The organism is Cyclobacteriaceae bacterium, from assembly GCA_025808415.1.
Classification (GTDB): Bacteria; Bacteroidota; Bacteroidia; order Cytophagales; family Cyclobacteriaceae; genus UBA2336.
Genome location: CP075525.1, coordinates 3322090 through 3336983 on the forward strand (window position 1 = coordinate 3322090; position 14894 = coordinate 3336983).

Annotated in this window: 20 protein-coding genes; 8 read left to right on the plus strand and 12 right to left on the minus strand. The window is 42.7% G+C overall.

Going from position 1 to position 14894, the window contains the following annotated elements:
- Positions 1 to 26 precede the first annotated feature (26 nt).
- Entirely contained in the window at positions 27 to 365 is a 339-nt protein-coding gene (locus tag KIT51_14690) for a single-stranded DNA-binding protein (protein UYN86102.1), read from the minus strand.
- 204 nt (positions 366 to 569) lie between these two features.
- Here KIT51_14690 and KIT51_14695 point away from each other — a divergent pair, with 204 nt between their 5' ends.
- From KIT51_14695 to KIT51_14720, 6 genes are all read left to right on the plus strand, one after another.
- On the plus strand, positions 570 to 935 hold the full coding sequence (locus KIT51_14695; protein ID UYN86103.1) for a hypothetical protein: 366 nt from the start codon (positions 570 to 572) through the stop codon (positions 933 to 935).
- A 161-nt stretch (positions 936 to 1096) separates the two neighbouring features.
- Entirely contained in the window at positions 1097 to 1810 is a 714-nt protein-coding gene (locus KIT51_14700; protein UYN86104.1) for a sulfotransferase family protein, read from the plus strand.
- Between the two features lie 84 nt (positions 1811 to 1894).
- A complete protein-coding gene (locus KIT51_14705) occupies positions 1895 to 2800 on the plus strand; it encodes an aminotransferase class IV (protein ID UYN86105.1) in 906 nt (301 codons plus the stop codon).
- Positions 2801 to 2802: 2 nt separating this feature from the next.
- A complete protein-coding gene (locus KIT51_14710) occupies positions 2803 to 3375 on the plus strand; it encodes a helix-turn-helix domain-containing protein (protein ID UYN86106.1) in 573 nt (190 codons plus the stop codon).
- Positions 3376 to 3389: 14 nt separating this feature from the next.
- Positions 3390 to 4646 carry a beta-lactamase family protein gene (locus KIT51_14715; GenBank protein UYN86107.1) on the plus strand — a complete coding sequence of 419 codons (1257 nt, stop codon included), beginning with the start codon at positions 3390 to 3392 and terminating at the stop codon, positions 4644 to 4646.
- Between the two features lie 30 nt (positions 4647 to 4676).
- Positions 4677 to 5330: a cation transporter gene (locus tag KIT51_14720; GenBank protein ID UYN86108.1), complete on the plus strand. Its 654-nt coding sequence runs from the start codon at positions 4677 to 4679 to the stop codon at positions 5328 to 5330.
- On the opposite strand, the gene KIT51_14725 is transcribed toward KIT51_14720, so the two are convergent.
- The 8 genes from KIT51_14725 to KIT51_14760 form a co-directional block, all read right to left on the minus strand.
- Positions 5327 to 5584 carry a SemiSWEET family sugar transporter gene (locus tag KIT51_14725; GenBank protein ID UYN86109.1) on the minus strand — a complete coding sequence of 86 codons (258 nt, stop codon included), beginning with the start codon at positions 5582 to 5584 and terminating at the stop codon, positions 5327 to 5329. The genes KIT51_14720 and KIT51_14725 overlap by 4 nt on opposite strands.
- 106 nt (positions 5585 to 5690) lie before the next feature.
- A complete protein-coding gene (locus KIT51_14730; GenBank protein UYN86110.1) occupies positions 5691 to 6494 on the minus strand; it encodes an ABC transporter permease subunit in 804 nt (267 codons plus the stop codon).
- An 11-nt stretch (positions 6495 to 6505) separates the two neighbouring features.
- Positions 6506 to 7399 carry an ABC transporter ATP-binding protein gene (locus KIT51_14735; GenBank protein UYN86111.1) on the minus strand — a complete coding sequence of 298 codons (894 nt, stop codon included), beginning with the start codon at positions 7397 to 7399 and terminating at the stop codon, positions 6506 to 6508.
- A 30-nt stretch (positions 7400 to 7429) separates the two neighbouring features.
- Entirely contained in the window at positions 7430 to 7975 is a 546-nt protein-coding gene (locus tag KIT51_14740) for a DUF4252 domain-containing protein (protein ID UYN86112.1), read from the minus strand.
- 76 nt (positions 7976 to 8051) lie between these two features.
- Complete coding sequence (locus KIT51_14745) at positions 8052 to 8591, minus strand: DUF4252 domain-containing protein (GenBank protein UYN86113.1); 540 nt, start codon at positions 8589 to 8591, stop codon at positions 8052 to 8054.
- 21 nt (positions 8592 to 8612) lie between these two features.
- Positions 8613 to 9128, minus strand: coding sequence for a hypothetical protein (locus tag KIT51_14750; protein ID UYN86114.1), 516 nt, complete (start codon positions 9126 to 9128; stop codon positions 8613 to 8615).
- The gene (locus KIT51_14755; GenBank protein ID UYN86115.1) at positions 9118 to 9630 is read right to left on the minus strand and encodes an RNA polymerase sigma factor; all 513 of its coding nucleotides are present in this window, start codon (positions 9628 to 9630) and stop codon (positions 9118 to 9120) included. Before KIT51_14755 ends, KIT51_14750 begins: the two co-directional genes overlap by 11 nt.
- A gap of 130 nt (positions 9631 to 9760) precedes the next feature.
- Positions 9761 to 12592 carry a VWA domain-containing protein gene (locus KIT51_14760; protein ID UYN86116.1) on the minus strand — a complete coding sequence of 944 codons (2832 nt, stop codon included), beginning with the start codon at positions 12590 to 12592 and terminating at the stop codon, positions 9761 to 9763.
- A 35-nt stretch (positions 12593 to 12627) separates the two neighbouring features.
- Between KIT51_14760 and KIT51_14765 the strand changes: the two genes are divergently transcribed.
- Positions 12628 to 13020 carry a DUF2007 domain-containing protein gene (locus KIT51_14765; protein ID UYN86117.1) on the plus strand — a complete coding sequence of 131 codons (393 nt, stop codon included), beginning with the start codon at positions 12628 to 12630 and terminating at the stop codon, positions 13018 to 13020.
- A gap of 50 nt (positions 13021 to 13070) precedes the next feature.
- Positions 13071 to 13577, plus strand: a complete 507-nt coding sequence (locus KIT51_14770) for a TIGR00725 family protein (protein UYN86118.1) — start codon at positions 13071 to 13073, stop codon at positions 13575 to 13577.
- Between the two features lie 2 nt (positions 13578 to 13579).
- Here the strand turns inward: KIT51_14770 and KIT51_14775 are convergent, their stop codons facing one another.
- The 3 genes from KIT51_14775 to KIT51_14785 all read right to left on the minus strand — a co-directional run bounded on the left by KIT51_14775 (position 13580) and on the right by KIT51_14785 (position 14893).
- A complete protein-coding gene (locus KIT51_14775) occupies positions 13580 to 13867 on the minus strand; it encodes a DUF1330 domain-containing protein (GenBank protein ID UYN86119.1) in 288 nt (95 codons plus the stop codon).
- Positions 13868 to 13877: 10 nt separating this feature from the next.
- A complete protein-coding gene (locus KIT51_14780) occupies positions 13878 to 14288 on the minus strand; it encodes a hypothetical protein (GenBank protein ID UYN86120.1) in 411 nt (136 codons plus the stop codon).
- 116 nt (positions 14289 to 14404) lie between these two features.
- Entirely contained in the window at positions 14405 to 14893 is a 489-nt protein-coding gene (locus tag KIT51_14785; GenBank protein UYN86121.1) for a damage-inducible protein DinB, read from the minus strand.
- Position 14894: the final 1 nt, after the last annotated feature.

Here is a 14894-nt window from a genome sequence, read left to right on the forward strand (position 1 = left end):
CTTCCACTGTCAACATAACCAACCCATTACTCTTGCTTACCACCAAGCATTAATAGCTCATTCACATTAATCTCGGTAATGTAGCGCTTCTCACCCTTATCGGTTTCGTAATCACGGTGCACCAACCTGCCTTCAATGCAAACTTCCTGTCCTTTTTTCAGGTACTTTTCAGCAATACCGGCCAGGTTTCCCCAAATCACTACATTGTGCCATTGGGTATCTTCTACTTTCTCACCCTTTGCATTCTTGTACGAATCGGAAGTAGCGATGGAGAAGGTAGCCTTCTTCTTGTCGCCAAACTCTTTCACTTCGGGGTCTTTGCCTAAACGACCGATCAACTGCACGCTGTTTCTCAAACTTTTCATAACTGTATTATTTATTGGTTTAACATACACATCTATATCACGCTTCGATAGGCTCAGCATGACTACCAACCGGTTAATGTCGATTGACGATGCAAAGGTGTGGGGAGAAAAAAACCGAACTCGTATGATAATCGCTTACTTTCGGTTATATTCGTTTGTAAACGTTTATAAACGGATCAAGAAAAATGGAAAAACACTCAAATTATGGCTAAAACAGAGGAAAAGGTTTGTTTGGAGTGTGGCGAAAAAATTAAAGGCCGGGCGGATAAAAAATTCTGTTCCGACCAGTGCCGCATCAGTTATAACAATAAACTCAATAGCGATGAGACCAATTATGTGCGCAACGTGAACAACATTTTACGCAAAAACAGACGCATACTAATGGCACTTAACCCTACCGGCAAAACACGGGTAAGCCGTGAAAAACTTAATGAAAAAGGATTTGATTTTGGCTACTTTACCAGCCAGTATAAAACTAAGGAAGGTGCCCTTTATTATTACTGTTACGAACAAGGCTATCTTGAAATGGATAAGAATTACTTCCTGTTGGTGGTGAAGAAAGAATTATAACTCAAAATGCTGATCTGATGAACCAACCCTTCATTACCAACGATGCCACAGTACTGGGCATGCTCCTGGTCATCCTGGCCTTTGTTGTCAAAACGGCCAGCAGCGATCAGGAAGCCCTTGATAAAAAAATAATGCTACCTAAAACTTAAAAAGTTAGCCCATTGAAAACACTTAATATTATTTCCAGCCCACGCAACATTTCAACTGCATTGATGTACTCTTTTGCCCATCGCACCGACACAGAAGTTGTGGATGAGCCTTTTTATGCTGTGTATTTTATCAAAACGGGTATCGTTCACCCAGGGCGGGAAGAAGTGTTAAAAGAGCAACCTCATAACGAAGAAGATGTATTGAAAGACCTTTTCGGGGTACATAACAAACCAGTCTTTTTCATAAAAAACATGGCGCATCACCTTGAAGTATTGGAAAGTTTTCCGTTTGAACACTGTGAAAACATTTTTCTGATTCGCAACCCAAAACAAATTATTGCCAGTTATGCACAGGTTATTGATCTGCCGGTCATGCGCGATATAGGCATTGAATACCAGTACAACCTCTTTGAAAGACTCAAGGCTTTGGGGCAAAATCCGCTGGTGCTGGATTCAGGACTCTTGCTTGAAAACCCCGAAGCCGTATTAACCAATCTTTGTCACAACCTTAAAATCCCCTTTGAGCGTTCCATGTTAACGTGGGCGGCAGGCCCTAAACCTTACGATGGTGTATGGGCACCCTATTGGTATGCCAATGTTCATAAATCAACCGGTTTTGAAAAGCAACCGACCAGCGAACGACCATTACCAGAACATTTGACAACTTTATACTTGGAGGCAAAAAAGTATTACGAAAAATTACTACCTTTTGCCCTGAGACCCTGATTTACGTTATTTCTGTCTTTCTCCCCCAAAGACAATAACCGTTAGATCTCTTTAATTTTTTCTGTCACATTTTTTTAAAGGAGTATGCTTCAATCGTATAACCCTAAAAATGCCAATATTAAAATTCATGTAGGTGGCAAATTACTGCCGCGCGAAGAGGCTAAAGTTTCGGTGTTTGATAGTTCGGTACAAGGTGGTGACGCAGTATGGGAAGGTTTACGGGTTTATAATGGAGGTATTTTTTGTCTCGACAAACACCTCGATCGGTTGGAAGCTTCGGCACATACGCTTGCGTTTGCCAACGTTCCATCCCGTAATGAAATAAAAAAAGCAATTTTTGAAACCCTGCAAGCCAACGGCATGCGCGATGAAGCCCACATCCGGTTAACGCTTACCCGTGGAGAAAAGGTAACGTCTGGTATGGATCCGCGGCTAAATACCAAAGGCTGTTGCCTGATTGTACTGGCCGAATGGAAACCGTTAGTCTATAATAACGACCAGGGCATTCGGGTTATCACCTCTTCACAGCGAAGGAACAATCCACAATTCCTGGATTCAAAAATCCATCACAACAACCTGCTGAATAATATACTCGCTAAAATACAGGCCAATGTTGCCGGTGCCGATGCGGCCATCATGCTCGACCATAACGGCTTTGTTGCCGAGTTGAACGATACCAATTTATTCATGGTAAAAGCCGGGCAGGTGTATACTCCGTTTGCCGATGCCTGCCTGCACGGCATAACCCGTGGATTAGTTTTAGAACTATGCCACACCTCAGGCATTACGGTTGAGGAGCGTAACCTTTCCCTCACCGAGTTTTACACAGCCGATGAAGTATTTGCCACCGGCACGATGGGCGAACTTACGCCTGTACATGAAATTGATGGAAGGAAAATAGTTAACCGATCAGGAAAAAAAATACTGCAAACGCTACAGCAGGGCTTTCAAACACTAATTCCAAAATATTCTGAAAAACTACCTTTTTGATTATGAGCACAGGTCGCAAAATTGAAAAACTAAAATTCCACTCCACCGAAAAATGGGAAACCCTTCGGGGCTTTAAAGGTGGCGATGGACAGCGGTATGCTATCTCCAACTTCGGTCGTGTTGTTTCCTTTTGGGGCACTTACGACAATGGTTATTTTTTGAAATACAGCTACATCAAAAATTACCCGGGCATCCAACTGCGTAAAGATGGGGCCAGCAAAGGCTTCCTGGTCCATCGGTTGGTTGCCCAGCATTTTTGTGACAAACCAAGTGCAGCACACCGGTTTGTCATTCACCTGGACCATAAGAAGGAAAACAATTACTACCGGAATTTAAAGTGGGTAACCAAAGATGACATGCATGCCCACATGGTTAAGGACCCGAACTACATTAAATCAAAAGCCGAGTACAGTGGCCGCGGGCAAAAGCTAACCACCGATCGTGTGAAGCTTATTAAGCGCAAATTGGCTGAAGGTAAAACCCGCATGAAAATTATTGCAAAACAATTTGGCATTTCAGAAATGCAACTTTACAGGATTAAATCGGGGGTAAACTGGGCCCATGTAAAAATCTGACCTTCGTATTCACAATGAAAAAAAATCTCACTATTCTATTCTCGTTTATCCTCTTTGCTGTCCATGCACAGGTTTTAACACCTTCAAAACCTGAATCAAATGGTATTTCGCCCGAACGCTTAAAGCGTATCGATCAAATGATAAACGAACTAATTGAATCAAAATCCATTCCCGGAGCAGTGGTGTTGATTGCCCGCAACGGAAAAATTGTTTATCACCAGGCGTATGGCTATAGTGACATCGATTCCAGAAAACCAATGCAGAAAGACAACATCTTCCGTATCGCTTCACAAAGCAAGGCTATTGCCAGTTTAGCGGCAATGATCTTGTGGGAAGAAGGAAAGTTTCAACTGGATGATCCTGTTTCACGTTATATCCCGGAATTCAAAAACCCTACAGTACTAAAATCTTTTAATGCTGCCGACAGCAGCTACACAACCGAACCCGCTGGTAAAGAAATTACAATACGACATCTGCTCACTCATACTTCAGGTATTGATTATGCCGCCATCGGCAGTAACGAGTTCAAAGCAATTTATGCAAAAGCTGGTGTGCCCAGCGGCATTGGTAACGATGGTGATGTGCTTGGTGATAAAATTAAAATACTGGCAAGATTGCCTTTAAAACATAAGCCCGGTGAGCGATGGACCTACGGTTTAAATATTGATGTGATCGGCTACCTGGTTGAACTATGGTCGGGTATGCCGTTCGATCAGTTTTTAAAGAAACGGGTATTCGATCCGTTGGGCATGAAAGATACCTGGTTCTATTTACCAAAAGACAAACACGATCGGCTTGTTACCTTGTATTCCGATCAGAGCGGTAAGCTTGCACGTCAGGTAGCGCCTGTTTATGATAACGTTAACCCCGATTATCCGAAAAGCAACGGAAAATATTTTTCAGGGGGAGCCGGGTTATCCTCAACCGTTGAGGATTACGCGAAGTTTCTTCAAATGTTTCTCAACAAAGGGCAGTACAATGGTGTACGAATCCTGAGTCGGAAAACCGTTGAACTTATACTCACCAATCAACTGTACGTGCCCGATGCCAATCCCTTTGGGTTGGCTTTTGGTTTAGAGACAGAAAGTAATGATTATCAATCCATTGTGTCCATAGGCTCATTCAGTTGGGGCGGGGCATTTAATACCCACTACTGGGCCGACCCGAAAGAACAACTCATTGGCATTATCTATACCAATATGTATAACTCTTCCCAGTGGAGTATTGGAGGTAAATTTAAAGTGCTGACCTATCAATCAATAAATGATTGATGGTGCTACTTTTGTGCCTGCACGTTGCCTATGGATATCACAGCCGTAACTCAGAAAGAAAATAAACTCTACACAACAGCACTGCTATTAGCGGTATTTACCATCCTCTATAATCTTGTTGAAGGCATTATCGCCACCTGGTTTGGCTATGAGGATGAAACCTTAACCTTATTCGGATTTGGGGTAGATAGTTTTATTGAACTTATTTCAGGAATAGGTATCATGCACATGATTCTTCGCATTCGCCATAATCCAACCGCAAGCCGTGATGGTTTTGAACGCACAGCTTTGCGCATAACCGGTACCGCGTTTTACCTGCTGGTTGCCGGCCTAATCATCGGGGCAAGCATCGTAATCTATACCGGACAAAAACCGGAAACAACCTTTTGGGGCGTGATCATTTCAGGCATAAGCATTTTAGTAATGCTTGCGCTTATTTATGGTAAACGCAAAGTTGGAAATGCCCTGCACAGCGAAGCCATCCTGGCCGATGCCAATTGCACGCTGGTGTGTGTATACATGTCCATTATCTTGTTGGTCTCAAGCGGACTGTACGAACTCACCAACCTGCCCTACATTGATGCAGCCGGCACACTTGGCCTGGCGTGGTTCTCGTACAAAGAAGGAAAGGAATGCTTTGAAAAGGCAAGCAGCGATAAGTACTGCGCGTGCGATCATGACTAGTGCTTCCAACGGAGTTTAAGCACGAGCAGGAAAGACGCCAACACTAAGGTTACCATGTTTGCAATAATTACAGGTATGTCCATAATGAGTAACCCGTAGGCTAACCATAACAAAACACCGGTACAAAAAATAGAAAACATCCCAAGCGATAAATCCTTAGCCGACCTGCTTTTCCAGGTTTTAACAACCTGCGGAATAAAGGCAGCTGTAGTACAGGAACCCGCCACTAATCCCAAAAGCTGAATGGTATTCATATTGCGATTTATTTAATACCACAAAGTAACGGGGAATAGCACTTAACGTTGCCCCCATGTAGGATTTTCCACCGTACAGTCAATGAAAACGATTGCAGGGGGAATATTACAAATCTGCTTTCTTTAGCCGCAGATAACTAAAATAGTTGAACAAAAAAGCCCACACCAGTGCTATAGCTACAGACTGCAGGCTAACATAATCCTGAATCTGCTGAAACGCATACCGTGCGAAAGGCATGGGCACTAAATTCATAATTGATTCCAACGGAAAGAATTTGATCAACCACGGAACATAGTCATCAATATTCTCTTTAATAATAAGTTCAATCAGGTAAGAATTCAACAATAAGATAATACTCAGGCCAGATCGTTGAACAAAAATGCCCAGCATTAAGGCAAACGATAAAAAAGCAAAAACTTCAAGGAAGTATGCCGGGTAAAATTCCACTCCTTGAAACATGTAGTCCATATTCAGGTGACTGGAGTAAATAAGTCCGGTGACGAGTGCCACAAGAAACACCAATACCATACTTAATGCACTTAACAAAAAATTCGTGTATATCTTGGATAAAAGAAATTCTTTACGACTTAAGCCGTCAATAATATTCTGGCGGATGGTACGGTAAGAATATTCATTTGTGATAGAGATCATCACCATAATGGCAATCATGATCTTCAGCAAACCGCTGCTCCAGGCCAGGTTTTGCCACACATCCGGGAAATGATAAAGAGGAATGCGCTTAATGTTAATGGATTGGCCAAACCCTTCAACCGTGCGGGCAAGCCATTTCAAAAACTCCATGCCACTGGCCGTTGTGGTGAGGAGCGTAAAGAAATACAATCCACAAATAATCCAAAAGGTACGGTAACTGGTAAGTTTTTTTAAATCTATTCTAAGCAGTTGTAGCATATGTATCCAGCTTAATGTGCCTCAGCAAGTATTTCCAGAAATTGCTTCTCCAGGCTTTTCTTCTTTGTAACCAGGTGGTTGGCCATTATACCTTTTTCAAACAAAAACCTGTTTAACTCTTTTCCATGATGGCCCTCGCGCATGGTTACCTGGTAAACACCATTTTCGCGATTAACAGAGGATGTGCCTGGGAATGTCAACAATATCTCATTCAGGTTTTCTACTTCCGCATTTACCTCTACCGTTTCTGAACCCTTTCCAACATCATCTACAGGACCGGTGTATACCATGTTGCCACGCTTAAGGATGGCAAAATGTGTACAAACCTTTTGCACTTCATCCAGCAGGTGACTGGCCAGAATAATGGTTTTGCCATTCGCTGCAATCTTTCTGATGATGTCCCTGATCTCGGCAATACCCATAGGATCAAGTCCGTTGGTAGGCTCATCCAAAATGAGAACCGTAGGATCATTGAGCAAGGCCGAGGCAATGGCAAGCCGCTGCTTCATACCCAATGAATAGGTTTTGTATTTATCGTCCTTGCGTTCAGTAAGTTCAACCAGTTCCAGCACCCTCGGAATATTTTCCACCGGGCACTGCTTGATCATGGCATTGAGTTCAAGGTTCTTTTGTCCGCTGAGGTAAGGATAAAAAATGGGGTGCTCCAATACTGCCCCGATTTTTCTGCGCAACTGAGGGGTTGGCTCTTCACCAAACCACAAAAACTTTCCGGAAGTTGGGTTTGTAACCCCCATGAGCATACCTAAGGTAGTGGTTTTACCACTGCCGTTGGGGCCAAGCATACCAAACACCTGACCTTTTTGTACTTCAAGTTTCAGGTTGTTTACAGCCTTTATTCTGCCAAAATGCTTGGAGAGATCTTGAATGGAGAGAACAGTTTCCAATGCTTTACGATTTAAAGATTCGTGAATACATTAATGATCATCACCTTCTTTGTCGCCCTCTTTACGCTTTGCATTACGGTCGGCAAAGTTTTTAATTTTTTTGCCCACATCTGTACTCTCGTCCAGTGTTTTATAAAGGGTTGTTACTTTATCTAACGCAATGCTGCCCACCAGGTCAAGTACATACAAACTGGTTGAATCGTTAACCAGCACCACCATACCCTTTGTTTTTCCGGCCTTTTCTTTTAAGAGTATATCAAAATTTCTTCCCTGATAGCGTGTAGTCATGCCCTCTTCAAAAGCTTCGGCAATATAGTCTGACTTAAGTTTGTTGTAATCTTTGGTCGTAAATCGATTCTCCTTATCGATCATCAGGAACTTCATCTTTTCAATATCTTTAATAAGCTCATCAAATTCTTTACTTTCACTTTGGTTAAGCATTCTTAAAGTATTCTGATAAAAATAAAGTGAGAAAGAACCACTATAGCGTTGCTGAAGATTCTCGGTAGTCTTGCTCTGAGCGCTAAGCGTAATGGAAGCAAGAGTGAATAATAAAGAAAGGATAGAATGTTTCATGGTTGATGGGTTATTCACAAATACGAAAAAAGCAACCACCAGGTTCAGTGATTGCTTTAATTTATGGGGGTTAGGATCAGTTCTTCTTTTTACCCTTCTCGTCAATCTTCTCAAGTTTATCGAGGCCACTTACGTTCATTTTTTGTCCGATGCGCGAAACTTGTTTTAGATCGATTTCGCCAAACAACGTCATAATCATAAAATCCTTCTGACTGCCCGAAACCATGATCAATTCACTGATTTTGCCGGGGCCCTTTTCAATTATGTAGAACTTCATATCCGTATCCTTATCGCGTACCGACATGAGTTCTTCAAATTTATTTTGCAGGATTACTGATGATGCTTCTTTATACAGATTCCTGGCATCGCTGGTGTTTTCCTTTCCGATAATACGCAGGCCCTTTATTTTGCTGATCGCCTCAAGCACCTCCTTATCCTCAGGCTTATCCACTTCCATATTCGTAAATAAGCTGAACATTTTTCCGGATATTGTTACCTGTGTGGTAAACGAGTCATCGGATGCATATTTATTGAAAAATTTTGTAACGACTTCGCTCTGTGCATACACTCCCGTACCCAAAACGATTAAAGCTAAAAGTGTGATTATTTTTTTCATAGTTATAAATTCTTGATTCAATTATAATTCGTTATCTGAAGTAGTTGAGGTTTGTACTTTTTCTTGTGCCTCATTAAAAACATTTATTTTCTTAGCCTGTTGTTCAGCTTGGCCAAAACCTTTTGACAGCATTAGCAACGCGCGTTTTGTTTCTTCAAATGCTTTTTGCGGGTCGTCATAGGTGTCTTCAACGGCTACCGTACTGTCGCTACGAAGTTCCTGCCGGACAAAATAAACAGCCGCCAGTAAAACAGCCACACCGGCTGCAATGCGCATCGTGTTAGAGAACAGCTTAACCAGCTTTCCGCTTTCTGCGCGTTTCGTTGATTTAATCTGGCTTACCACAACATTTTCAAATTGTGGATCAACCGATTTACCCTTTTGTTCATCGAAGTAGCGAAAGAGTATGGCAGTTTCACGCCATTGATCCGGAACATCATTGCCACAGAAATATGTGCGTAACTGTTCCTCCTCCTCCAACGATGACTCGCAGTCCCAATACTTTTGTAACAGTTCTTCCAGTTTCTTAGAGTCCATAAGCATTGATTTTCATCAATTTTTCTTTTACCGCGTTTCGTGCCCTGAATAAACTCACTTTTACCTGGTTCATATCCAATTCAAGAATTTCGCAGATCTCATTGTACGTGTACCCTTCCACATCGCGGAGGTGAATAACCTGCCGTTGCTTTTCAGGCAGGGCAGCAATTAATTGATTTACATTCAGCATACTTTCACCCATTTCAGTTTTAACATCCGGTGTTGCATCGGTGTGCTTCACATCAAATCCTTCTTCCATCGGATAGGTACCTTTTCGTTGTATCGACCGGAGCCTGTCCAGCGAAAGGTTTTTGGTTATCCGCATGCACCAGGCTTCCATGTTCTGGATCTGATCCATTTGCTCCCGGTTGTTCCAAACACGTATAAATACCTCCTGTATTACATCCTTGGCTTCATCTTCGCTGCCCAGCATGCGCAGGGCAAACCGAAAAAGCTTGTTTTTTGCAGGAAGAACACGGTTTTGAAAAGTTTCCAGATTCATCAATCAAAATCCAATAACCAGACGATGGGGTTAACCGGATGTTACAAGTTAGCTGAAATATTTTCTGGAAAGGCCTTTTGTAAGCCAGGAAAACACACAAGCAGCACTAGCTTTAACATGAAAATATTCATTATTTACTACGCTTTGCCTTCACCTCTTTGATCAATTTCAAATCAACATTCTCACGGGTAATGTGCTCGTAATTACCCTTTCCAAAGGCTGCCAATTGTTGCAGGTTTTTAGCCGAAGAACCCTTGCCAAAATTAAAAACCGTTATAAAAATATCTTCACCGGCAAATTTCTTCACCATTTCGTACGTGGGGTTGCCGATGGGAAACTCACCATCGGTGGCTAAAATAATTCGGTTGTTGCCACCCCGGATGTAGTTCTTATCGGCCACCTGATAAGCTAGTTTTATGCCGGCAATCCCGTCTGTTTTTCCATCTGATTTTAACCGCTCAATAACTTGTGTAATCTTAATTTCATCCTTAAACGATGTGGGCGGCAATTCAACTTTGGCTTTTCCGGAATAGGTAACAATGGAAACCTGGTCTTCCGGTCGCATCATCTTCATCAGCAACAAGACCGATTTTTTTAATAACGGTAATTTATCGGGGCTGTTCATTGAGCCTGAAATATCCAACAGCAATACAATGTTGTTGGTAGCATAACCTTCCATCGACATGATGTTTTCCCCGGGCATGCCTACATATACGGTATCTACCCGCGATACATAAACAGTATCTTGCCGAACAGTTTCTATGCGTATAATATCTGTAATGCGCACCGTATCGCGCACAACACTACCGCCAACTTTTGTTGGTGCCTTTTTGTCGGCAGCGGTTCTTTTATCCTTTTGATTGCCCTTGCTTTCTTCTTTTGATACTGGTAATGGTGTGGTAGCAGGTTCTTTTACAACAGGGGATGGTTGCAAAGCCTCAGGCCTGGGCTCAGCTTTACGATGGGGTATCATTTCAAATAACTCAACCTGCATCACTGCTTTCAATAAGGGTACTTTCGATAATTCGGCAAATTTGTTGTAATCCCTTATCAGTACCTGGTTATACTGGTAAATCAATTCATTGTACGGATGACGATAATAGGACGATGAAGTTTTTGACGGTTTAAGTTTTTTCAACGACTCCGCAAAGCGTTTAGCGTACTCAGCAAAATCTTCATAAGGGGTGTACGGACAGTTACCGTTCGATCTGCCGTACTTTTGAATGCCCTCCAGGTTTGTGTATTCATTAACAATCAATTCGCGCGACATACGCTCAATATCCTCCGTGTAAGCCTTCTGTAAAGAATCACCCAACAAAAATCTTTTAGCCTTGTACAATTCCTTATGATTTTCATCCAACAAGGCCAACATTGCGTTACCCGAAACCTGCCACGAACTTTTGGGGCTTGCGGGTTTATAAGACTCCATTATGCGTCTTACATCCTGGTAAAGTCGCTCTTTTTTTTCATCAAATGCATTGGCGAGAACCACGAATCGTTCAATTACACCGTACACATAATCCATACTGTCTTTGGTTAATTGTTTCGATGCCGAATTTGCGAGCAACACAGTATTCCACTGGTTCAGTTCAGTCAGGATGGCATGTAATACCTCCACCTGGTCGTTCAAGGGTTTCTGATAAGCTACCGGTAAAGTTTTTCCCTGATCAATCGTGCGTTGAAAGTGTGTAACCGGCACCTCAAAATTTTTATAGTAATATTCAAGGTTCATTTTACCGGTTGCCCTTAACCGCATTTTACCATATGATGCCGAACTGTTTAAACTGTGCATGGGGTTCATCATATGGTTAACCTGTGCCATGCCTTCGTTTATAAACTGTATGTAATTTGAAAGTGCATTGAATACCGCGGGAGGAACAGCCGTGGATACAGGCGTTACAGTAAATGGAGGTGTTTGCCTATCGACAAATGGTTTTACCTCCAGGTTGATTTCCTTTACGGTAGAGCGCACACTGAACACCGGAACAAAATTCAGGTAGTATATACCACGAAAGCCTGCGGAAACAGATTGTTTTACAAAGTTTTCATAGAACGATACACCTACATGGTTATAGTAATTGATGAGGTTTTTGTATAACCCATTGCTATGCTCATCCGACTGTTGCTTTTCATAAGTGTATCCATCAACACCGTTACGTTTCGTACTTTGAAGGGATTCTATCCCCTCCACGAATGATGTGTACATAGAGGATGCGGGGTATTGAATACCCGTAACACCTTTTTTCAATTCGTCAACCCTACGGGAATCATCCAGTATGTGTTTTTGTGCTTTTTCTACGGGCCAACCTGTATGCACCTGTTCGTTTACATTGAAAATAAGTGCATCCAACAATTCATGTTCAAACACCAATTGGTCGCGCATGAGTTTGCTGGCTTTGTGATACGGATTAGCGGCATTGTGCGGTTGTAACCGGGCATAAAGCTTTTCGGTTTCGAGTTGTAACTCACCCACCCGGTGCGCGTATTCTTGCACCTGCGCATCAATAAGCCCAACTAATTCTTCAAAACGTTTAAAGTTGTCGGATTCGTAATCTTTTAACCTGAAATAAACCTCAATGGCTTTACAGGTTTCATCAACCTTAAGCCAGGCCAATCGTGCCGCTTCTGCTTTTGCTTTAAAGTTTGCCCCGGCAGCCCCCAAAGCTAAGGCTGTGCGTTGTGCTTCTTCAAAGTAATATTTCTTTTCGTCCATCCGGCAACTGTATGGCGATACCGGGCGAGGCTTGTTTCGGAATTCCAGCATGGACCGATACGAAGCAGCTAGCGATGGCCCTAGGCCTGCCAATTCATTGGACAATTGGTTAACCATGGTAATGTAATTATTGATTGCTTTTTGTTGCGCCTCGCTAAGGGATTGCGCAACAGCCCCCAAGGCCATAAAAAGAACAACAGGCAATAAACTTCCGGCTTTCATATAATGAAGGTAAAAAATCTTCCCCATGTTCGGATTGGATAATTCAGTATATTAACTGAACGATGAGTGACCGCGATAATATTATTGTGTTTGGCAGTTTTGAAAACAGTTTGGAGGCCAGTCTGGCAAAAACAAAACTGGATGCTTACGGTATTCCCTGTTTTTTAACAGAAGAAAACCTGGCCAGCTTATACCCCATCCAAAACCCAAGGTTTAGCGTGCGCTTACATATTTTTCAGAAAGATGAAGAACAGGTGAGGCAGGTACTGGCTGAAACGGTGATGTTGGCCGATGAAGAGACAACCCGATGCCCACGTTGTCAATCCACGCGCATCGAATATGGTTATTCCAAGAAATTATCCTGGCGCATAACTTCTCTGTTACTCACACTTCTGGTAGTTCTTTTCCCACCCAAAAAAGTGGGGCATTGCCTTGACTGTGAGCATGAATTTTAGGTACCAACCCTAACGCTTGTTATCCTATTTTACTCGCGTATCTTTCCTCCATGTTTTCGAAAGTTATTATTGGCGTATTAGGGCCGGGTGAAAACGCAACGCCCGAGGAAAATGAATTAGCCTACGATTTAGGTGCCGCCATTGCCAAACAAGGGTGGGCAGTACTTACGGGTGGGCGTGAATTTGGTGTGATGAATGCCGTATTAAAAGGTGCAGCCGACAACAAAGGACTTACCATAGGCATATTGCCCGGAGAATCAACTACCGGTGCTTCGCGTTATGCCCAAATAAAAATTGTAACCGGTATGGGCAGTGCCCGCAACAACATTAATGTATTAAGCAGCCATGTGCTGGTTGTGTTGGGCATGGCGGCCGGGACTGCCTCGGAGGTTTCATTGGCGTTGCGTGCCAACAAAAAAGTAATATTGCTGGCGCAGGACGAACTGTCAACCATGTTTTTCAAAAAAATTGGAACCTATCGCGTGGTTTCAGTCAATGCTATACAAGAGGCCATCAGGCTTATAAAGGACTACGTTGACTTGAACCAGATTAGCTGAGGCTAAATACCCTCAACTAAAATCATCTTACCGGTTGATGCCTCCATACGAATTTTCCTGGCGGCTGTATACGCATCGGAAATATAAAAAGCCCTGGCTTTTTCCACACTGGGAAATTCAATAACTACCACACGGCCTGGCTGCCATTCACCTTCAAGGGTCTCTGTCGCACCTCCACGAACAATAAATTTGCCTCCATAGGCACCCACAAGGCCAGGGGTTAATTTCTTGTAATCCTCGTAGCGAACCGGATCTGTTATATCCACATCAACGATAATATATGCGGGCATAGGCTTGGGGTTAGGTTGAAACAAAAATTGGTTTTAATTCTTCAACAACAGGCGCACCAATCAAATATTCAATTGCTTCGCGCTCCGTTGCAAACGTCCGAAAGTCCGTACCCAACAAAAGATTGAAACCTTTCAGGATCATCATTTTCGGTGTGTTTAGCCCAACAAGGGCATTCCTGTTAATATAATTTTTTACTTCATCATAATCCTTCTCCATGTGCCTTACATAAGCCGGGGTAATAAATGTTTTGCTGTACGAGTTGATAATAAACTTGGGGCCTTCCGTTTTCATTAAGTATTTCTTGGCATCAATTGCCAGGGCAATCATGTCTGCTTCCTTCAGGTTTGAATAATCAATGGCAACAATTTCCTTCCCCTGTATTAGTAATGTCCTGATGCGCTCCATGAAAAAAGTAAGCACAAAAATACTGTTTACCATGAAAGCACAAACAAGCAAAAGGCATCCCCCGCAGCCTTAAAGTAAGGTTCGGCCCAGCCTAACCGGTTATAGTTAAGCCGGGCTTTTTGGATCCAGGTCTATCGCTCCCAAAAGTGAGGAGGCTCGATGCCTAAGCTTCGCAAGTACACATATGCCTGTGCACGGTGGTGGATCTCATTATCGATAAAATAAAAGATAGAGGACCATACTGTTCCTTCGTACTGACCGAACGTAAGTATGTTTTGTTGAAATTTGTAAAGTGGAATTTCACTCCATAAACGGTTTATCTCGGGGGTGGCCTCATCCCAAAATTCCAGCAATTTCACTTTACTGTTATTATGGGTTAAATGTTCTTTTAATTCTTCTGTTGTGCCCTCTGCAATTTGACGCAACCCTGGCACCGCAATGGCCAGCAGTTCCTCTACCAATGCGGCACAGGTTCGCATACCGCCAATGGAATAAGTGAATAATTCCTTTTCAGGAAAAGCCTCAATTACCCTGCGCGTAAGGCTGCGGTGCCCTTGCCAGTGTTCGAGCAATTGGGCCGCTGTAATTACCGGTGTGTGTTGTTTGATTGTCGGTTCCATG